This window comes from Nocardioides sp. W7 (assembly GCF_022919075.1).
In the GTDB taxonomy this organism is placed as follows: domain Bacteria; phylum Actinomycetota; class Actinomycetes; order Propionibacteriales; family Nocardioidaceae; genus Nocardioides.
This window is the reverse complement of record NZ_CP095078.1, coordinates 2,982,268-3,001,669: the sequence shown is the minus strand read 5'-3', so window position 1 is coordinate 3,001,669 and position 19,402 is coordinate 2,982,268. Positions and strand designations below refer to the sequence as shown.

The window sequence follows — 19,402 nt, the reverse complement described above, 5'->3', positions numbered from 1 at the left end:
CCGCCGTGAACCGCACTCTCGCCGCGGCCGGCGCGGCCCTCCTCGCTCTCTCGCTCACCGCCTGCTCCGACGACGAGCCCGCGTCGGGCGGCGACGACAGCTCGCCCACCGAGGTGCTCACGCTCGCCAAGACCACCCTCGACGAGACCAGCGGCGTCGCGATCACCCTGGAGGCCGACAGTCTCTCCTCCAGCGTGACCGGCATCCGCAAGGCCACCGGCGTCGGCGTCCACCCGCCCGCGTTCGAGGGCAGCTTCGACCTCAGCGTCAGCGGCATCCCGGCCACCGCCGAGGTGATCGCGGTCGACGGCAAGGTCTACGCCAAGAACAGTCTGCTGCTGCCGCAGTGGACCGTGATCGACCCGGCCCAGTACGGCGCGCCGGACCCCAACCAGCTGATGGGCACGGACGCCGGCTTCTCGACGCTGCTGACCGAGACGACCGGAGCCGAGAGGGGCGACCAGGTCCGCGGCGGCGAGGACAACAAGGAGGTCTTCACCTCCTACACCGGCACGGTGCCCGGCGACGTGGTCGCCAACATCGTCCCGAGCGCGTCGGGCGACTTCGAAGCGTCGTACACCATCAGCGAGGACGGCGAGCTCCGTGAGGCCGTGCTCACCGGCGTCTTCTACGAGGGCGACGGCGAGATGACCTACACGATGACGTTCTCCGACTACGGCACCGAGCAGGACATCACCGCACCGTGACCGCACGGTCCGGGGCACCCCTGGAGGCCCGCTCACCCCGGGCCCTCCTCGGCCTCGCGGCTGTGGCGGTGGCCTTCGCGGCCGCCGACACCTACGTGGTGGTCCTGGCGCTGCCGGACCTGATGGCGAGCACCGGCATCCCGATCGACGAGCTGCAGCGCGCCGCGCCGATCATCTCGGGCTTCCTGCTCGGGTACGTCGCCATGCTGCCCCTGATCGGCCGGATCGCCGACCTGCGCGGCCGGCTCCCGGTGCTCACCGCGGCCCTGGTGGTCTTCGCGTTCGGCTCGCTGGTCACGGCCCTGGCCTACGACATGCCGAGCATGGTGGCCGGCCGGTTCCTGCAGGGCCTCGGCGGCGGTGGCCTGGTGCCCGCGACGCTGGCCCTGGTGGCCGATCTCTACCCGCGCGAACGCCGCGGCGTCCCGCTGGGCCTGGTCTCGGCCGTCCAGGAGATCGGGAGTGTGCTCGGCCCGCTGTTCGGCGCGGTCGTCCTGGCGCTCGCCGACTGGCGGGCGATCTTCGCGATCAACCTCGCGGTCGGGCTGCTCCTCGCCGCGGCGATCCAGCTGCTGGGCAGGTCCGTCCCGACGCGGGCGCGACGCCGGGTGCCCGATCCGGTCGGGGTGCTGCTGCTGGCGGTGGTGCTCGGCGCCGGCGCGACGGTCTTCTGGAGCCCGCCTCGGCTGATGGCCGACCTGACCTGGGGCGAGCTGCTCACGCCCGTCGCGGGCAGTGGCCGCTGGCTGACCCCGCTCGGGCTCGCGACCATCGTCGCCGCGGTGCTGCTCGTGGTCCGGTGCGCGACCGCGGCCCGGCCCCTGGTCGACCTGCGCTCCTGGGCCCGCAGCACCCGCGAGGCCGACCTCGTCGGCGCGCTCCTCCTGGCCGCGGCGCTCGGCGGGGTGATCCTGGCGTTCGCGACCGCCGACCCGGAGGTGCAGGCCTTCTCCGAGCAGGGACTCTGGTACCTCCTCGGCGCCGCCGTCGCCACCGTCGCCCTCGTCGTCCATCTGCGCCGCACCGCCACTCCCCTGGTCCCGCGCGGCGCCCTGCGCGCCCGTCCGGCGTGGGGCGCGGTCCTGGTCAGCTTCTTCGTCGGCGCGGCCCTGATCGCAGCCCTCGTCGCGGTGCCGCTCTTCGCGCGGTCCACGTCGTACCGCGACAGCCAGCTGATGGCCGCCCTGGTCCTGGTCCGCTTCCTGGTCGCGCTGCCCATCGGGGCGGTGGCTGGCGGCTACCTCACCCGGCGCCACTCCGCCGGCGCCGTCACCGCGGTCGGCATGGTGCTGGCGTCCGTCGGGTTCGCCCTGATGTCCCAGTGGGACTCCGACGCCCTGGAGGGTTGGTCCTGCAACGTGGCCCTGCTGGTCGGCGGCCTCGGCTTCGGTCTGGCGCTGGCACCCGTCAACGCCGCCGTCCTGGCGAGCACCGACGACGACGTCCACGGCCTGGCCAGCGCCCTCGTGGTGGTCGCCAGGATGGTCGGCATGCTCGTCGGCATCTCGGCGCTCACCGCCATCGGGCTGCGCCGCTACTACGCCGCCCAGGACAAGCTCCGCACGGTCGCCGAGATCTGCGGTCCCGAGGCCACCAAGGTCTGCAAGGCCTACCGCACCCAGCAGCTGGACGCCGCGATCACCCAGGAGCAGACCGTCTTCCTCGGCGCCGCCGTCTCGGCCGCCCTGGCCGCCGTACTGGCCCTGGTGCTCTTCCGCGGTGCGGCCACCCGGGCGCTCCCCGCCGCCGACCTGCTTCGATCCGCGGGCTGAACCACCGGCTCGCACCCCCCAGCGACGCCGCTCAGAGGTTCCCGTCGGTGATCCGGCGAAGGATCTCCAGCCCCACGCTGTTCCCGGTGGCCTCTGGTGGCAGGGTCCGCCCGCGCTGGTGCTCGCCTGCTGCCGACAGCGCCGCGATCCAGGCGGCGAACACGGCCACGGCACGCGCGTGTGGCGCGAGCGAGCTGTCGGGACTCCCGCCGCGCGCCGCGGCGTCGTCGATGAGTTGCGTGAGGGTGCGCATCCATCGCTGCATCACGTGACCCGCGATGTCCGGTGAGCCCGAGTGGAGGTGCTCCACGAGGGGGTGCGCCCGGGCGCTGGCTCCTTCGACGCGGTCGGCCCAGCCGGCCTCGCTCATTGCCTCGAGCGCGGCCCGCACCGTGTCGACCACGGGCTCGGTGAGGGGACGCCGCACGATCTCCGCGACGAACGCGTCGAGCCACTCGTCGAAGTAGGCGAGCATGATCGCCGCCTTGGACGAGAAGTGCAGGTAGATCGTCCGTACGGCGACGTCGGCCGCGCCGGCGATGTCCTCGATGGAGGTCTCAGCGTACCCGCGCTCCTCGAACAGTCCGTCGGCCGCGCCCAGGATGCGCCGCCGGGTGGCCGCCTTGCGACGCTCCTGCCGGGGCCCGTCGTGGTCGTCCGCGCCGGCTGCCATGAGCGAAGCGTAGAACAGCCACCTCGGACAGTTAATGCACCTATGCTACTTGTAACTCACATGCACCAAGAACCTCGGCGGTCCGGCTCGGAGCATCGCCCATCCCGCAGTTCGCGTACCCACGAGGAGTCCCCGTTGTCAGCATCGCCGCGTCCTCTCGGACGGCTCACCGTCGCCCTGCTCGCCGCCGGCGTGACCGGAGCCGGCACCGTCCTCGCCGCCCCGGTCGCCCACGCGGCCACCCCGTTCGAGTCGTTCGCGGCCGGCCTGTCGGGCTGCACGGGAGCGCCGACGATCGCGCTCGGCGACAGCTTCACCGAGCCGGAGGCGTCTCTCGTCGTCGCCTGCAACGCCACCCTCGACCTGAGCGGGAGGTCCCTGAGCGTCAACAGCGTCGACATCAGCGCGGGCCGGACCCTCACGATCCGGGCGACCGGCGGCGGCTCCCTGTCCGCGGTCTCGACGACCGACGGGGTCGCCGGCATCAACACGACCGGCGCGACCCTGGTCGTCGACGCCGGCACGATCGTGGCCCGGGGTGGGTACGAGGCCGCCGGCATCGGCGGGGGCGACCGGGAGCCGGGAGGCACCACGACGATCAACGGCGGCACGGTCACGGCCACGGGCAACGTGGGGTCGGGCATCGGCGGCGGCGACCGCGGCGACTCGGGGACGATCACGATCACCGGCGGCTCGGTCGAGGCCCGAGGCGACGGCGCCGGCCACGAGACGGGCGGAGCCGGCATCGGCGCGGGCCGCTTCGGCACCGGCGGGGCGACCATCACCGGCGGCACGGTCGTCGCCGTCGGTGGCCTGTCGGCCGCGGGCATCGGCGGCGGGCAGAGCGGCAACGGCGGGAGCGTCACGATCTCGGGCGGCAACGTCGCGACGTACCCCGCGTCGGGCGCTGCGGGCATCGGCGGAGGCGACAACCTGCAGTTCGAGGCCGGGCTGGGCAACGGGGGCTCCGTCGTCATCGGCGCCGGGGCCGTCGTCACCGTCATGGCCGGCGGCTTCAGCGCGGTGGGTGCGGGCTTCCGGGGCTCCAACTTCGGGTCCCTCACGGTCGACGGCACCCTGAAGCTGCCGAGCGGAGCGCTGCGGATCGCCGACTCGACCCCGACGGGAGCCGAGGTCACCGTCGGCGCCACCGGACAGATCCTCGGTTCCGACGCCGATCCCACCCAGGGCGGGAGCATCACCGGGGGCAACGGGAACCTCGGTACCGGTCAGGTCGACAACCACGGTGTGATCGCCCTAGCCACCGCTCGGGTCTCGGCCACCGTGAACCACCACAACTACCGGATCGCATTCGCCCGCAACGACGGCGGCAACGACACGTCCGCCGTCACCGTCTTCGCCACGTCGTTCGACCTGGGCTACCGCACCCTCCCGGCCCTGACGCGCACCCACTACAGCCTCACCGGCTGGAACGACGAGGCCGACGGCACCGGGATCGCGTTCACGTCCGCCACCGCGCTGAGCGGACCCCGCACGGTCCACGCCCAGTGGGCGGCCAACACGATCGTGGTCGGCACCCCGACGATCTCCGGAACGGCACGGGTCGGCGAGACCCTCAGTGTCGTCGCCGCATCGAGTACGCCCGCCGACGCGACGGCCGACTACGCCTGGACCGCGGGCGGCACCTCGGTGGGCGACGGGACGTCGTACGTCGTGCGGGCCGACGACCTCGGTCAGTCGATCTCCGTGACCCAGACGATGACCAAGGCCAACTACCCGTCCGCGAGCAGGACATCGAGCCCGACGAAGCCGGTCGTGAAGGGCACCATGACGGCGGTCGGGTCGATCGTCGTCACCGGCGCCCCGACCGTCGGCCGGACCCTGACCGCCACCTCCTCGGTGACCACGACGCCGTCGGCCGGTGCGGTCACCGGCCGGTGGTACCGCGACGGGGTCGCGATCGACGGCGCCACGGCCGGCACCCTGCTGCTCACCAGCGCCGACCTCACGGCGCGGCTGAGCTATCGGGAGACGCGCACCCGCGCCGGGTACGACGACCTCGTCAGCACCAGCGACCAGACAGCTCCGGTGGGCAGGGGCACCCTGGTCGCCACCGGCGCGATCGAGATCACCGGGACGCCCAAGGTGGGACAGGTGCTGACCGCGGTCAGCACGGTCGGCACGACGCCGGCCTCCACTGCTGCCGGCCAGTGGTACCGCGACGGGGTGCCGGTCGACGGCGCCACGACGAGCACCTACCTGCTGACCAATTCCGATGTGAGTACCAAGCTCCGCTACCGGCAGACCCGCACCCTCGCCGGGTACGACGACGTCACCACCGCCAGCGCGGAGACCGAGCGCGTCACCGGCGGCATCATCGACCTGGGCGCACCCGGCATCTCGGGCACTCCCGTGGTCGACCAGCTGCTGACGGTCGTGCCGGGGACGCTCAGCCCCGCCGACGCGGCGGTCGGCTTCACCTGGGCGGTCGCCGGTGTCCCGGCCGGCGCCGGTGAGACCTACACGGTCCGGCCCGGCGACGTGGGGCAGAGCGTCACGGTCACGGCCGACGCCACCCGGACCGACTACGACCCGGTCGCCACCGAGTCGGCCGCGACGGCACCCGTCGCCACCGCCTCGTTCACCACCGGCCCCGACGCCAGCCTGTCGGGCGTCCTGAAGGTGGGTGAGCGGCTCACGGCAGGCACGGGGACACCCACCCCCGCCCCGGACTCGCTGCGCTACCAGTGGTACGCCGACGGCCGGCCCATCGACGGCGCAACCGACGAAGTCCTGACGCTGACCGGCGCCCAGAAGGGCAGCCGCGTCAGCGTGGGGGTGAGCGCCGTGCGCGCCGGGTACGACGTCGCGACCAGCACCTCCGAGGCGTCCGCGGTGGTCGTCACCAACCTGGCGCCCGGCCTCACGATGACCGCCCCAGCCTCCCGCCTGCGCCTGGGGAGCTCCACGACCATCACCTGGACCAGCCTCGACGCGGTGACGATGGAGTCCTCGGGAGCCTGGTCGGGGGTCCGGGCCGTCGAGGGGTCGGAGTCGGTCTCCCCCACCCGGGTCGGCTCCGCGACCTACCTCCTGACGGCGACGAACGGCTCCGGCACGACGACCGCGCAGCTCACCCTGGACGTGGCCCTGCCCGCCACCCGACTGGAGCTCTCGGCTCGCCGCTCCGTGCTGGCACCGGGCGCGGTGACGATCCGGGGGCGCCGGCTCGCCGGCCGCGAGAGCTATACGATCACGCTGGGCCCGACCGTCGTCGCGACCGGCCGCGCCGACGCCGCCGGCCGGTTCCGACGCACGGTGCGGGTGCCGGACTCCGTGCGAGCGGGGCGCCGGACCATTCGGGTGCTCGGATCGCTGCCCGACCGGGTCGGCACCCGGCCCGTGCAGGTCGTGCGCACGAAGCCGCTCCACCTCACGCTCCGCGACTCGGTCCGGGCCTCGGACCCCCAGCGCGCCACCGTGCGCAACCTGCTCCCGAACGAGCGGGTCACGCTCACCTACCGAGGCAGGCGGATCTCCCCGGTCTCCGCCCGCGCGAACCGACGGGGCGTCTACACACTCGGCTTCCACGTGGGCATGTCCTGGGGCGCGTTCCGGGTCTCGGCCACCGGTGCCGTCGACGGCCGTTCCGTGACCAGCTCGTTCCGGGTCGTCAAGCGGTGTCCGGGAGCCACCCACCGGTGCCCCTGAGGGGTGCGGCGGGCGCGGCGGACGTCATCCGAAGGGAGCCACTGGTGGCTCCCTCCGGATGACGTCCCTCCCCTGCCTCGTCGCCGGGGACGGCCCCCTGCCGTCGAGCCGTCGCGACCTCGCTAGGCTGCGGGCGTGGCCTTCGACGACCTTCTCGCAGCCAACCGGTCCTTCGCGGACGACTTCGCCTACGGCGGGTTCGACGGCATCGCCCGCGCCGGCGTCGCCATCGTGACCTGCATGGACTCGCGGATCGACCCGCTGGGCATGGTCGGGCTGACGCCCGGCGATGCCAAGATCTTCCGCAACCCGGGTGGCCGGATCACCGAGGCCGCCCTGGAGGCGATCGTCCTCGGCGTGCACCTGCTCAACGTGCAGCGGGTCCTGGTGGTCCCCCACACCCGCTGCGCGGTCGCCAGCAACTCCGAGGAGGAGCTGGCCGCGCGGGTCTCCGAGTCGGCCGGCGTCGATGCCTCCTGGCACCGCTTCCACGTCGTCGAGGACCAGCAGCGCGCGCTGGAGATGGACGTCCGCAAGGTGCTCAGCCACCCTCTGGTGCCCGAGCACGTGAAGGTCGGCGGCTTCCTGTACGACGTCGACACCGGCCTCCTGCAGCAGCTGGTCTGAGCCGGGCGTCAGGCGTCCAGCGCCTCGACGTCCACCTCGTAGGCGCCCTGCACGATGAACTCCTTGCGCGGGGCGACGTCCGAGCCCATCAGCAGCTCGAAGACCTGACTCGCGCTCTCGGCGTCGTCGACCGTGATCCGGCGGAGGGTGCGGTGGCGCGGGTCCATCGTCGTCTCCGCGAGCTGGTCGGCGTCCATCTCGCCGAGACCCTTGTAGCGCTGGACCGGGTCCTTCCACCGGACTCCTCGCTTCTTCAGCTCCGCCAGCTTCCGCTGCAGCTCGGCGTCGGAGTAGGTGTAGACGTACTTGTCCATGCCCTTCTTCGGGTTGGACAGCTCGATGCGGTGCAGCGGCGGGACCGCGGAGTAGACCCGGCCGGCGGCGACCAGGTCGGGCATGTACTTGAAGAACAGGGTCGCCAGCAGGCAGCGGATGTGGGCGCCGTCGGAGTCGGCGTCGGCCATGAAGATGATCCGGCCGTAGCGCCGGGCGTCGAGGTCGAAGGTGCGGCCCGAGCCGGCCCCGACGACCTGGATGATCGAGGAGCACTCGGTGTTCTTCAGCATGTCGCCGACCGAGGCCTTCTGGACGTTGAGGATCTTGCCGCGGATCGGCAGCAGCGCCTGGAACTCCGAGTTGCGGGCGACCTTGGCCGTCCCGAGCGCCGAGTCGCCCTCGACGATGAAGAGCTCGGTGCGGTCGTTGTCGTTGTTGCGGCAGTCGGCCAGCTTCGAGGGCAGCGCGGAGGACTCCAGCGCGTTCTTGCGACGCTGGGTCTCCTTGTGCTGACGCGCCGCGATCCGGGTCTTCGCCGCGCCCGCGACCTTCTCCATCAGCAGCTTGGCCTGGGCCTTCTCGGCGCGCTTGCTGCTGGTGAGGAACTCGGTGAACTGCCGGGCGACGATCTTGCGCACCTCGCCGCGCACCGCCGGCGTACCGAGGATCTCCTTGGTCTGGCCCTCGAACTGAGGCTCGGCCAGCCGCACGGTGACGACGCCGGTGAGGCCCTCGAGCACGTCCTCCTTCAGCACGTCCACGTCGGCGGCCCGGAGCACCTTCGCCGCGCGCATGGCGTCGTTGAACGGCTTGGCCAGGGCCGCCTCGAATCCGGCTACGTGGGTGCCGCCCTTGGGGGTGGCGATCACGTTGACGAACGAGCGCAGCTCGGTGTCGTAGCCGACTCCCCAGCGCACGGCGACGTCGACCCCGAGCTCGCGGTCCACGTCCTGTGGGGTCATGTGCCCCAGCTCGTCGAGCATGGGCACGGTCTCGGTGAACGAGCCGGTCCCCTGGATGCGCAGCACCTCGGTCACCGGCTCGTCGCGGGCCAGGAACTCGGTGAACTCCGCGATCCCGCCGTCGTGGCGGAACTTCTCCTCCACCGGGGTGTCCCCGCGCAGGTCGCGGATCACCAGCTCCAGCCCGGGGACGATGAACGACGTCTGCCGGGCGCGGCCGAGCAGCCCCTCGAACTCGAAGGTGGCGTCCTTGGTGAAGATCTGCCGGTCCGGCCAGAACTGGATGCGGGTGCCGCTGCGCCCCTTCGCGACCCGGCCGGCCTTGCGGCTCAGGCCCGAGCGCGCCTCGAAGGACGCCGCCGGCCCCGGACCGTCGAATACCCCGGGCGTGCCGCGACGGAACGACAGGCCCTGGCTGGACGGCGAGCGCTCGACGTCGATGTCCATCCGGCTCGAGAGCGCGTTGACGACCGACAGGCCGACGCCGTGCAGGCCGCCGGTGGCGACGTACGACCCGCCGCCGAACTTGCCGCCCGCGTGCAGTTTGGTCGCGACGACCTCGACCCCCGGGAGCCCGGTCTTGGGCTCCTTGTCGGTCGGGATGCCGCGCCCGTCGTCGTGGATCTCGGCCGAGCCGTCGGGATGGAGGGTGACCTCCACACAGGTCGCCGCGCCGGCCAGCGCCTCGTCGACGCCGTTGTCGATGATCTCCCACAGGCAGTGCATGAGGCCGCGGGTGTCGGTCGAGCCGATGTACATGCCGGGGCGCTTGCGCACCGCCTCCAGCCCCTCCAGGACGAGGAGGTGAGCGGCGTTGTAGGTGTTGTCGGCGATGACAGGCTCCTGGCGTGAAACAGCGGGAAAATCCGAGCAGTGGGACTGCTCCGAATCTACCTGCGACACGCCGACGTACTGTGCAGGCACGCCTGCTCCCACCGGGAGTACGACGGGTCTACGGTGGGCACCACTTCCCCAGGACGACCAGCAGCACCGCTTCTCCGGCAGCACCCGCTTCACCGGCACCACCCCGCACCACCGTGCGGGCGACGTCACGATGTGGATACGAACGGACTCGGGTTCGCCAAATCCCGCTCAGCGTCACCCGTCTCGCGCCAGACTGTTGAAGACAGCACGTCCACCCCGAGGGTGACCTCCCGCTCCGGCCATCGTTGTCCAGGGCATGGAAATCCCCCGACAGGGAACCACTGTCCATGATGGGATTGACGTGTCGGGCACCACGCGGCACCGGGAATCTTGTGGCCCACCGCTACGTTGTGCAAGACACCGATGATCAGAGAAGAGGCCGATGTGACCACAGCAGTTGCCCCTAGCACGCCGATGACCGCAGCGGACCGCTGCGACCGGTGCGGCGCCCAGGCCTACCTGCGCGTGGAGCTCCAGTCCGGCGGCGAGCTCCTGTTCTGCGCCCACCATGCCCGCGAGCACGGCGACAAGCTCAAGGAGATCGCCGCCAACGTGGTCGACGAGACCCACAAGCTCGGCACGACGCCGTGACCGCTGCCACCAGCTGACCCAGCAGCCGACGACTCTCGACGGCCCCGGACTCGCGTCCGGGGCCGTCGTCGTCATTTCACGACGGGCCGATCCCGCGCGGCTGCTCCGGGCTCAGCCGCTCACGCGCTGCGTAGCCAGGGCGTGAACCGCCGCGGACCGCGGTACCAGTCGACGACCGGGTGCGACCCGTCGTACTGGTCGATCATCTGGGCGGCGACCCGCACCCGGGCGGGGTCACGCAGGCAGGTACGGGCGACCCGGATCCGGGCGAAGTCCCGCGCCGGCCGCAGCCGCAGCGAGTGCTCGCAGGTCAACGGCTCCCCCACGAGCCTCCAGCGGCGGACCCGCACCAGCTGGTAGTCCGTGCCCTGGTGCAGGCCGGTCGTCAGCGCCAGCTCGGGCCCCCTCCGGGCGGGGTTCGCGTCGAGGAAGACGGTCAGGCCGGCGGGCCCGGCGTCGGACTCGGCCCGGAGGTCGGTGAAGCGGACCGTGACGGTGACCCGTTGGAGGCCGTGGGCGACGCGGAGCTCGCGGATGTCGGTCAGGGACGCCTGGGCGTCGGCCGGGTCCGGGAAGCTGCCGAACTCGGCGGAGGCCGGTGCCGCCACGGCCAGGCAGGACAGGACGGCCGCGACGGCGGTGGCGCGGCGGAGTGCGAGGTGGGAGGTCATGCACTCCAGGGTCACCCCGGAGCCGCGTGGTGGCAATCGTCAGGGACGTGACGAGGCGAGGGGCGCGGCATCCGTGGATGCCGCGCCCCTCGCGTCGTCGTACGGTCCGGATCAGTCCAGGTAGTCGCGCAGGACCTGCGAGCGCGACGGGTGCCGCAGCTTCGACATCGTCTTCGACTCGATCTGGCGGATCCGCTCGCGGGTCACGCCGTAGACCTTGCCGATCTCGTCGAGGGTCTTCGGCTGACCGTCGGTGAGACCGAAGCGCATGCTCACCACGCCCGCCTCGCGCTCGGAGAGCGTGTCGAGGACGGCGTGCAGCTGCTCCTGGAGCAGGGTGAAGGAGACCGCGTCGGCCGGGACGATCGCCTCGGAGTCCTCGATCAGGTCGCCGAACTCCGAGTCGCCGTCCTCGCCGAGGGGCGTGTGCAGCGAGATGGGCTCGCGGCCGTACTTCTGGACCTCGATGACCTTCTCAGGGGTCATGTCGAGCTCCTTGGCGAGCTCCTCCGGGGTGGGCTCGCGGCCCAGGTCCTGGAGCATCTGGCGCTGCACGCGGGCCAGCTTGTTGATGACCTCGACCATGTGGACCGGGATCCGGATGGTGCGGGCCTGGTCGGCCATGGCGCGGGTGATGGCCTGCCGGATCCACCAGGTTGCGTACGTCGAGAACTTGTAGCCCTTGGTGTAGTCGAACTTCTCGACCGCACGGATCAGACCGAGGTTGCCCTCCTGGATCAGGTCCAGGAAGAGCATGCCGCGGCCGGTGTAGCGCTTGGCCAGGGAGACGACGAGACGCAGGTTGGCCTCGAGCAGGTGGTTCTTGGCGCGGCGGCCGTCCTCGGAGATCCACTCGAGCTCCTCGAGCAGGCTGGGCTTGACCTTGCCGCCCTTGGCGAGCTTCTCCTCCGAGAAGAGGCCGGCCTCGATCCGCTTGGCGAGCTCGACCTCCATCTCGGCGTTGAGCAGCGGGACCTTGCCGATCTGCTTGAGGTAGTCCTTCACCGGGTCGGCGGTCGCGCCCGCGACCATGACCTGCTGCTCGGGCTCGTCGGTGTCGTCGGCCGCGGAGACCACGAAGGTCGCGGACTTCTCGTCCTCGACGATCGTCGGGTCGGCCTTGACGTCCTTCTCGAACTGCTCGTCAGGCACGTCCGGCAGGACCTTCTTGCCGTCGGGGCCGATCACCGCCTCGACAGCCGGGACGGCCGCAGCATCGCTCGCCGCCGCTTTCTTGGCGGGTGCCGCCTTCTTGGCCGGTGCGGCCTTCTTGGCGGTGCTCGCGGTCGTCGTCTTGCGCGCCGTGGTGGCTGCCACGGCGCGGGTGGTGCCCGCGGCCCCGATGTTGACGGAGATGCCGAGGTCGCTCAGGTGCCCGAGCAGAGCCTTGAGGTGTCGCGGCTCGACGGCCGCGTCCTCACTGGCCCGGCGGACCTCCTCCGGAGAGAGACTGCCGGTGGGCGCCCCACGATCGATTAGGGCCACGACGGCCGGGTGCGAAAGCACCTCGGCAGGGATCTTGCGCGCGGTCGAGGACACGTACACCTCTCGTCAGCTGAGCGTGAAGAAAAGACTCGCGGGCGCGGCCAGGCCCGGTCACGTCAAGAGCCGCAGTCACATTCTGCCACGGGCGACCTGAGGTCCGAGTATCGCCACCCCACCCGTTCGCCCTGCAGACACCTGTTACCCAGCAGTGGCCGCCTTCGCCGCCGCCTTCTTCGCCTTCTTGAAGTCGCGCACCTTCTGCAGGCTCGCCGGGTCCACCACGTCGGCGACCGAGCGGTGCCCCTCCAGCGCGTAGTCGCCGACGGCCGTCTCCCAGCCCTCGGGGCGTACGTCGAGCTGCTTGGCCAGCAGGGCCACGAAGATCTGGGCCTTCTGCTTGCCGAAGCCCGGCAGCGCCATCACCCGCTTCAGCAGGTCCTTGCCGCTGGTCACCTCGGTCCACAGCCGCTCCGTGCGGCCGTCGTACTGCTCCTCGACGAGGCGGGCCAGCTCCTGCAGCCGCGCGGCCATCGAGCCGGGGAACCGGTGGACCGCGGGTGGGGTCGCGCACAGCGCCGCGAACTCCTCCGGGTCGGCCGCCGCGATCGCCGCCGGGTCGAGGGTGCCGAACCGGTCCAGCACCTTGGCCGGGCCGCGGAAGGCGTGCTCCATGGGGTACTGCTGGTCGAGCATCATCCCGACGAGCAGCGCGAAGGGATCGTCGGTCAGCACCTGGTCGGCGGCGTCGTCGCCGGTGATGTGGATGGCCATGCGCACCAGGATGCCGTACCGCTCGGCGATGCCACCTGCCCAGCCACCTCACCCGCGACGGGTGAAGAGTCCGGCGACCCCGCTCCCTAGCGTCGATCTCGGCCGGCGCCGCCCGGTGCCGCCGCTACCGTCGAGGAGGCGCGCTGTGTCCGACCGGCCGAACATCCTGATCATCTGGGGCGACGACATCGGGATCAGCAACCTGAGCTGCTACAGCGACGGGCTGATGGGCTACCGCACCCCGAACATCGACCGGATCGCCGCCGAGGGCGTCCGCTTCACCGACTACTACGGCGAGCAGAGCTGTACGGCGGGCCGCGCCGCGTTCATCACCGGCCAGAACCCCTACCGCACCGGCCTCACGAAGGTCGGCATGCCCGGCGCCGACCTCGGGCTCCGCGCCGAGGACCCCACGATCGCCACCGCGCTGAAGTCCCTCGGCTACGCGACCGGGCAGTTCGGCAAGAACCACTTCGGCGACCGGGACGAGTTCCTCCCGACCGCCCACGGGTTCGACGAGTTCTTCGGCAACCTCTACCACCTCAACGCCGAGGAGGAGCCCGAGCAGGACGACTACCCGACCGAGGAGGACTTCCCGGACTTCCGGAAGCGGTTCGGCCCCCGCGGGGTCATCCACTCCTGGGCCGACGGGGACGGCTCCCAGCGCATCGAGGACACCGGCCCGCTCACCCGGGAGCGGATGAAGACCATCGACGACGAGATCCTCCCGGAGGCGCTGCGGTTCATGACCGACGCCCGGGCGAGCGAGATGCCGTTCTTCGTGTGGCTCAACACCACCCACATGCACTTCCGCACCCATGTGAAGGACGGCAGCCGCGGACGAGCCGGGCGCTGGCAGTCGGCCTACCACGACACCATGTGCGACCACGACGACCTGGTCGGCTCCGTGCTGGACTTCCTGGACGAGCAGCATCTCGCCGACGACACGATCGTCATGTACTCCACCGACAACGGGCCGCACATGAACAGCTGGCCCGACGCCGGCATGACGCCGTTCCGCAACGAGAAGAACTCCAACTGGGAGGGCGCCTACCGCGTCCCCGCGGTGGTCCGGTGGCCCGGTCGGATCGAGCCCGGCACCGTGCTGAACGGGATCGTCAGCCACAACGACTGGTTCGTGACCCTCCTGGCCGCCGCGGGCGACCCGGACGTCGCCGATCGGCTGAGGACCGGCACCGAGCTCGCCGGGACGTCGTACCGGGTCCACCTCGACGGCCACAACCAGCTCGACTACCTCACGGGCGCGACCGACGAGAGTCCGCGCCGGCACTTCTTCTACGTCACCGACGACGGTGACCTCGCCGGGATGCGCTTCGACAACTGGAAGTTCGTCTTCCTCGAGCAGCGCGCCGCGGGCAAGCTCAGCATCTGGCTCGAGCCGTACGTCGAGCTGCGGGCGCCCAAGATCTTCAACCTGCGCACCGACCCCTTCGAGAAGGCCGAGGGCACCTCGAACACCTACTACGACTGGATGCTCGACCACGTCTGGCTGCTCATCCCGGCCCAGACCTACGTCGCGCAGATGCTCACCAGCCTGATCGAGTTCCCGGCGCGGCAGACGCCGGCGACGTTCAGCGTCGACCAGCTGATGGCCAAGCTCCGGGCCGGGGTCGCGGGCAGCTGACCCCGGCCCTCGCGTCAGTCGGCCTTGACGGCCAGCACCGGGCAGTGCGCGTCGAGGAGGATCCGCTGCGCGTTGCTGCCGAGGATCAGCTTCCCGACCGGAGACCGGCGGCGCAGCCCGATCACGATCAGCTCGGCGTCGTTCGCCTCGGCGATCGAGATCAGGTCCTCAGCGGGCTCGAAGCCACGGACGAGCTGGCGCAGGTCGTGGTCGATCCCGGCGGCGTCCAGCTTCGCCTTCACCGACTCCATCTCGGTCTCCGCACGCCGAGCGGCGTCGGCGTCGAAGTCCTGACCACCTCGATGGGAGTTGACGACGACCAGCTTGGTGTTGCGGAGCTTGGCCTCCTCGATCGCCTTCGCCAGAGCGGCCTCGCCCTCCGGCTTCGGCACGTACCCGACCACAACGGTCCCCATCGACGTCCATCCCTTCGTCAGCCGGCCTGACGACCGGTCCTCGCGCACGCTACCGAACTCCCGTACCCGGCGGGAGCCTGTGGACTCACCAGGCGGGAGAAGCGATTCTCGCGGCAGGGTGGGGCCATGGTCCCCGGACTCCTCGAACCCGTCGCGCCACGGACGGCTGCGCTACTCCGGCGGGCGGTCCTCGACCATGCGACGTCCGAGCCGCGGCGCTCCTTTCCCGCCCGCCTGCACGTCGGTACGCCGGGCGGGTCCCAGCGGGTGCTCGCCCTGGAGCAGGAGGACGTCGACCACTCGCTCCGCACCGACGTCGTGGCCGCGATGCTCAGTCGGGCACCGGCCGGGGCGGAGCCGGTCGTCTGGCTGACCCGACCCGGCGAGCTGGACCTGCAGGACGTCGACGCCCAGTGGCTGGCCGCGGCGCTGGCCGCGTGCGTGGAGGTGGGGCGCCCGCTGACCATGGTGGTCGTCAACCGGCACGGCTGGCGCGACCCGCGCTCCGGGACGGCGCGGGGGTGGCGGCGGCTGCGTCGCCGGTGACCCGGGTCAGTCCCAGGTGTGCACGGGCTCGTTGGTGTGCATCCGCTCACGGTAGTCGAGCAGGGTGGACCGCAGCGCGGCGTACCGGTCCTGGTCGGCACGCTCCCCCATCCGCCGCACGAACCACTCCGCACCGTTGACGCCGGTCAGGCAGCGCTGCTCGATGATGTCCATCAGGCGGTCGGCCTCCGCCGTCGGCACGCCCCAGTCGGCCAGCCCGTGTCGCGCCAGCGGCAGCAGCCGGCGCAGCACCAGCTCGGTGGCCCGGACCTGACCGACTCCCGGCCAGTAGATCTGGGCGTCGATCCCCTGCTGGGCGGCCACGTGGAAGTTCTCCTCGGCGGCCGAGAAGGACATCTGGGACCACAGCGGCCGCTGGCTCTCGGCCAGGGCCCGCACCAGGCCGAAGTAGAAGGCGGCGTTGGCGACGGTGTCGGCGACCGTCGGCCCGGCGGCGAGGACGCGGTTCTCGACCCGCAGGTGCGGCACCCCGCCGGCGATGTCGTAGACCGGACGGTTCCAGCGGTAGATCGTGCCGTTGTGCAGGCGCAGCTCCGAGAGGTTGGGAGTGCCGCCTCCCTCGAGGACGGCGAGCGGGTCCTCGTCGTGGGTGATCGGCAGCAGGGCCGGGAAGTACCGGACGTTCTCCTCGAACAGGTCGAACACCGAGGTGATCCACCGCTCGCCGAACCACACGCGGGGGCGCACCCCCTGCGCCTTCAGCTCCTCGCTGCGGGTGTCGGTGGCCTGCTCGAACAGCGGGATCCGGGTCTCGCGCCACAGCTCCTTCCCCAGGAGGTACGGCGAGTTGGCGCCGATCGCCAGCTGCACGGCCGAGATCGCCTGGGAGGCGTTCCAGTACGCCGCGAACTGGTCCGGTGCCGTCTGCACGTGGAACTGGGTGCTCGTGCACGCAGCCTCCGGCACGATCGAGTCGGCCGTCGTGTCCAGCCGCTCGGTGGCGCCGACGATCGAGATCGTGATGTCCTCCCCGCGCGCGTCGAGGATCTGCTCGCTGAGCAACCGGTAGCGCGGGTTGCCGCTGATGCTGTGGATGCCCATGTGTCCCGCGGCCAGCGTGGGCAGGACGCCGATCATCACCAGGTGGGCGCCGACCTCGGCGGACTTCCGCTCCGCGTCGTTGAGGCTGCGCCTCAGGCTGGCCTCGAAGGTGCCGAGCCCGCCCTCCCGGAGCCGGGCCGGCGGCACGTTGATCTCGATGTTGAACTGGCCGAGCTCGGTCTGGAAGTCCGGGTCGGCGATGACCGCGAGAGCCTCGGCGTTCTTCAGGGCGGGGTCGCCCTGGTCGTCGATCAGGTTGAGCTCGACCTCGAGACCCGTCATCGGGTCGTCGGTGTCGAAGCGCGCGTCCCGCAGCATCCGCGCGAAGACGTCCAGGCAGCGCCGGACCTTCTCGCGGTGGCGGGTGCGGTCGGCGCGCGTGAACTCCTGTGCCTCGACCTCTTCACCCATGGGGCGACCCTAGTGGCGCGTCCGCCCACGAGCGCCGGGTCCGCTCGAGAAGGTCGTCGACCACCCCGTCGATGCTGCCGGTGCGCTCCTGGGCCGCCCGTTGGCGGGTGGCGCCGCTGGCGTGCCGGACCCGGCGACTGCCGTCCTCCACCAGGGCCAGGTCGCCGGTCTCGACGAGCACCGGGCGGACCCGGTCGACCAGGGCGTCCAGGACGTCGCCGGCGGGGGCGAGCACCCGCTCGGCGGGGTGCACCAGGCGCTCGGCGACGCCGTAGCGCGCTGCTCGCCACTGGGCGGCTCGCAGCTCCTCCGCCCTCCAGGGGGGCACCGGGTCCCCCGCCGCGTGCTCGCGGGCGAAGGTCTCGACGAGCGCCCGACCCAGGGCGGCCACGAGCACCGCGTCGAGCGGGTCGGTGCACACGTCGGCGATCCTGATCTCGAGCGTGGGCTGGTGGGCGGCGAGCCGGGCGTCGAAGTAGAGCATCCCCACGTCGCGAGCGGCGCCGGTCTCGAGCAGCATGGCGCAGCTGGCGTGGTAGCCCGCGGCCGAGCCGAACTGCTCGGTCGGCCCGGCGCTCGGCCAGCGCGCCCAGACCTGGGATCGCCAGGAGGCGTAGGAGGTGTCGCGGCCGGCGTAGAACGGTGAGTTCGCGCTGATGGCGAGCAGCACCGGGAGCCAGGGACCGAGGCGATCGATCACGCCCACCCCCTCCTCGTCGTCGGCGATGTCGACGTGCACGTGCATGCCGCAGGTGCCACCGGTGCGGGCGACCTCGCCGAAGGTGTCCACCATGTCGCGGTAGCGGTCGTTCGGGGAGACCGTGACCTCGTCGATGGGGGTGGGCACGATCCCGCAGGCCGCGATCTCCACGTCGGCAGCGGCCGCTGCCTCGCCCGCGGTCCGGCGGGCCTCCCGGATCTGGGTCAGCGCGTCCTCGATCGACGTCGTCGGATCGGTCCTGGTCTCCAGCTGGTGCCGGAACAGCTCCTGGTCGAGCTCGTCGGTCGCGACCGAGGCGTGCCGGCCCCGTCCGTGCTCGCGAAACTCCTTGAGCACCCGTGTCGACCGTGCGGTCACGAGGCGGGTCGCCGGGTCGACGAGGAGCAGCTCCTCCTCGATCCCGAGCATGCGTGGCGCACCTGAGCGATCCATGCCGAGGGGTGTACCCGGCGGGCCTCACGCTCACCGACCGGGCCCGGCGGGGCCCTCGCCCTCGAACATGCTCGGCGGCACCGCGTGTTGGAGCGCATCGGAGACCAGGCGGGCCAGGGAGTTGCCCGGGTCGACCGCCTGGCATCGGTCGACCGCGCACCAGGCGAGGGCGCCGTCGCCTGCTGCCCAGGCCGTCACCGCCAGCAGGGCGGCCGGGCCGCCGAGCACCTGCGCCGGCGCGCGGCGGACCGCGTCGGTCCAGAGCCGGACGTGGTCGTGGGCACCGGGCCGCCGCACCGAGGCCCATGCCGCGTCGCGCACCGCCAGGTCGCGGAGGCCGAGCAGCAGGCGGGCCAGGTCCGCGTCCGGCACCCGGCCGACGCCCAGATGGGCCGCGACCAGGTCGGCGGCCTCGCCGGGGCGGGCCGGCACGGCGCCCGGCAGCAACGCGGCCACCGCGGCGACTCCGTCCCGATCGGGGTCGAGACCACGCGCCAGCTCCTCGCGGGACCCGAGCAGCGCTCGTCCGTCGAACACCGCCTGGGCGGTGAACGGGTGGCAGGAGAGGTCGTAGGGGACGCCCCACTCCGGCACTCGTGGTCGTCGGCCGGGCAGCAGCGGGTGCCAGCGGTGACCGTCGGCCCGCAGGGCGTCGACCACGTCGATCCCGGCGCGCTGGAACGCGGGCACGAGCCGCCGGCCCAGCCGGCGGGCCGCGGCCGCGCGGTCCTCGTCGGCCTGCACCACGAGCGCGGCGGTGCGCACGCGGTGCTGCCGGGCGGGGCCGAGCAGCGCGGCGACGGTCTGCTCGTCGTGCGCCGCCGAGTCCGGCAGGTCGATGCGGGCGTGGAACGGGCGGGAGCCGCCGAAGGTCAGCAGCACCACCGAGTCGGTGGCCTGGAAGCCGAGGACGAGCGGCACCATCGCGATCAGGTCCTCGGGCGTGCGCGCGGTCAGCCGGGTCGGGGGCGGCGGCGAGGAGGGAGCGGGAGAGGTCATGGCGAGACGCTCCCCGCGAGCGCCGACGACCCACGCGGC

General features: G+C 72.1%; 16 protein-coding genes. 7 read left to right on the top strand and 9 right to left on the bottom strand.

Going from position 1 to position 19,402, the window contains the following annotated elements; translation table 11 throughout:
* Nucleotides 1-5: 5 nt before the first annotated feature.
* Both MUB56_RS14240 and MUB56_RS14235 read left to right on the top strand, forming a co-directional pair.
* Nucleotides 6-707, top strand: coding sequence for an LppX_LprAFG lipoprotein (locus tag MUB56_RS14240; RefSeq protein WP_244927677.1), 702 nt, complete (start codon nucleotides 6-8; stop codon nucleotides 705-707).
* A complete protein-coding gene (locus MUB56_RS14235; RefSeq protein ID WP_244927676.1) occupies nucleotides 704-2,479 on the top strand; it encodes an MFS transporter in 1,776 nt (591 codons plus the stop codon). Before MUB56_RS14240 ends, MUB56_RS14235 begins: the two co-directional genes overlap by 4 nt.
* Nucleotides 2,480-2,510: 31 nt before the next feature.
* Here MUB56_RS14235 and MUB56_RS14230 read toward each other — a convergent pair whose 3' ends face one another.
* Entirely contained in the window at nucleotides 2,511-3,152 is a 642-nt protein-coding gene (locus MUB56_RS14230) for a TetR/AcrR family transcriptional regulator (protein WP_244927675.1), read from the bottom strand.
* 135 nt (nucleotides 3,153-3,287) lie between these two features.
* On the opposite strand from MUB56_RS14230, the gene MUB56_RS14225 reads away from it, so the two are divergent.
* Both MUB56_RS14225 and MUB56_RS14220 read left to right on the top strand, forming a co-directional pair.
* Entirely contained in the window at nucleotides 3,288-6,824 is a 3,537-nt protein-coding gene (locus MUB56_RS14225; RefSeq protein WP_244927674.1) for a hypothetical protein, read from the top strand.
* Between the two features lie 135 nt (nucleotides 6,825-6,959).
* On the top strand, nucleotides 6,960-7,451 hold the full coding sequence (locus tag MUB56_RS14220) for a carbonic anhydrase (RefSeq protein ID WP_244927673.1): 492 nt from the start codon (nucleotides 6,960-6,962) through the stop codon (nucleotides 7,449-7,451).
* 8 nt (nucleotides 7,452-7,459) lie between these two features.
* Here the strand turns inward: MUB56_RS14220 and MUB56_RS14215 are convergent, their stop codons facing one another.
* A complete protein-coding gene (locus tag MUB56_RS14215) occupies nucleotides 7,460-9,448 on the bottom strand; it encodes a DNA topoisomerase IV subunit B (RefSeq protein ID WP_244932412.1) in 1,989 nt (662 codons plus the stop codon).
* Nucleotides 9,449-9,976: 528 nt separating this feature from the next.
* On the opposite strand from MUB56_RS14215, the gene MUB56_RS14210 reads away from it, so the two are divergent.
* Nucleotides 9,977-10,204, top strand: coding sequence for a hypothetical protein (locus tag MUB56_RS14210; RefSeq protein ID WP_244927672.1), 228 nt, complete (start codon nucleotides 9,977-9,979; stop codon nucleotides 10,202-10,204).
* A gap of 119 nt (nucleotides 10,205-10,323) precedes the next feature.
* Here MUB56_RS14210 and MUB56_RS14205 read toward each other — a convergent pair whose 3' ends face one another.
* The 3 genes from MUB56_RS14205 to MUB56_RS14195 form a co-directional block, all read right to left on the bottom strand.
* On the bottom strand, nucleotides 10,324-10,875 hold the full coding sequence (locus MUB56_RS14205) for a hypothetical protein (RefSeq protein ID WP_244927671.1): 552 nt from the start codon (nucleotides 10,873-10,875) through the stop codon (nucleotides 10,324-10,326).
* A 111-nt stretch (nucleotides 10,876-10,986) separates the two neighbouring features.
* Nucleotides 10,987-12,420: an RNA polymerase sigma factor gene (locus tag MUB56_RS14200; protein WP_244927670.1), complete on the bottom strand. Its 1,434-nt coding sequence runs from the start codon at nucleotides 12,418-12,420 to the stop codon at nucleotides 10,987-10,989.
* A gap of 138 nt (nucleotides 12,421-12,558) precedes the next feature.
* Nucleotides 12,559-13,131: an HhH-GPD-type base excision DNA repair protein gene (locus tag MUB56_RS14195; RefSeq protein ID WP_244927669.1), complete on the bottom strand. Its 573-nt coding sequence runs from the start codon at nucleotides 13,129-13,131 to the stop codon at nucleotides 12,559-12,561.
* A gap of 145 nt (nucleotides 13,132-13,276) precedes the next feature.
* Here MUB56_RS14195 and MUB56_RS14190 point away from each other — a divergent pair, with 145 nt between their 5' ends.
* Nucleotides 13,277-14,776, top strand: a complete 1,500-nt coding sequence (locus tag MUB56_RS14190) for an arylsulfatase (protein ID WP_244927668.1) — start codon at nucleotides 13,277-13,279, stop codon at nucleotides 14,774-14,776.
* Nucleotides 14,777-14,790: 14 nt separating this feature from the next.
* Here MUB56_RS14190 and MUB56_RS14185 read toward each other — a convergent pair whose 3' ends face one another.
* Entirely contained in the window at nucleotides 14,791-15,192 is a 402-nt protein-coding gene (locus MUB56_RS14185) for a universal stress protein (protein ID WP_244927667.1), read from the bottom strand.
* A 126-nt stretch (nucleotides 15,193-15,318) separates the two neighbouring features.
* Between MUB56_RS14185 and MUB56_RS14180 the strand changes: the two genes are divergently transcribed.
* Nucleotides 15,319-15,738, top strand: a complete 420-nt coding sequence (locus MUB56_RS14180) for a hypothetical protein (protein WP_244927666.1) — start codon at nucleotides 15,319-15,321, stop codon at nucleotides 15,736-15,738.
* A gap of 6 nt (nucleotides 15,739-15,744) precedes the next feature.
* Here MUB56_RS14180 and MUB56_RS14175 read toward each other — a convergent pair whose 3' ends face one another.
* The 3 genes from MUB56_RS14175 to MUB56_RS14165 are packed head-to-tail and all read right to left on the bottom strand — an operon-like array spanning nucleotide 15,745 to nucleotide 19,363.
* On the bottom strand, nucleotides 15,745-17,211 hold the full coding sequence (locus tag MUB56_RS14175; protein ID WP_244927665.1) for a glutamate--cysteine ligase: 1,467 nt from the start codon (nucleotides 17,209-17,211) through the stop codon (nucleotides 15,745-15,747).
* On the bottom strand, nucleotides 17,204-18,340 hold the full coding sequence (locus tag MUB56_RS14170) for a glutamate--cysteine ligase (RefSeq protein ID WP_244927664.1): 1,137 nt from the start codon (nucleotides 18,338-18,340) through the stop codon (nucleotides 17,204-17,206). The genes MUB56_RS14175 and MUB56_RS14170 overlap by 8 nt, the downstream gene beginning before the upstream one ends.
* A 54-nt stretch (nucleotides 18,341-18,394) precedes the next feature.
* Nucleotides 18,395-19,363: a DUF4192 domain-containing protein gene (locus tag MUB56_RS14165; RefSeq protein WP_244927663.1), complete on the bottom strand. Its 969-nt coding sequence runs from the start codon at nucleotides 19,361-19,363 to the stop codon at nucleotides 18,395-18,397.
* Nucleotides 19,364-19,402 lie beyond the last annotated feature (39 nt).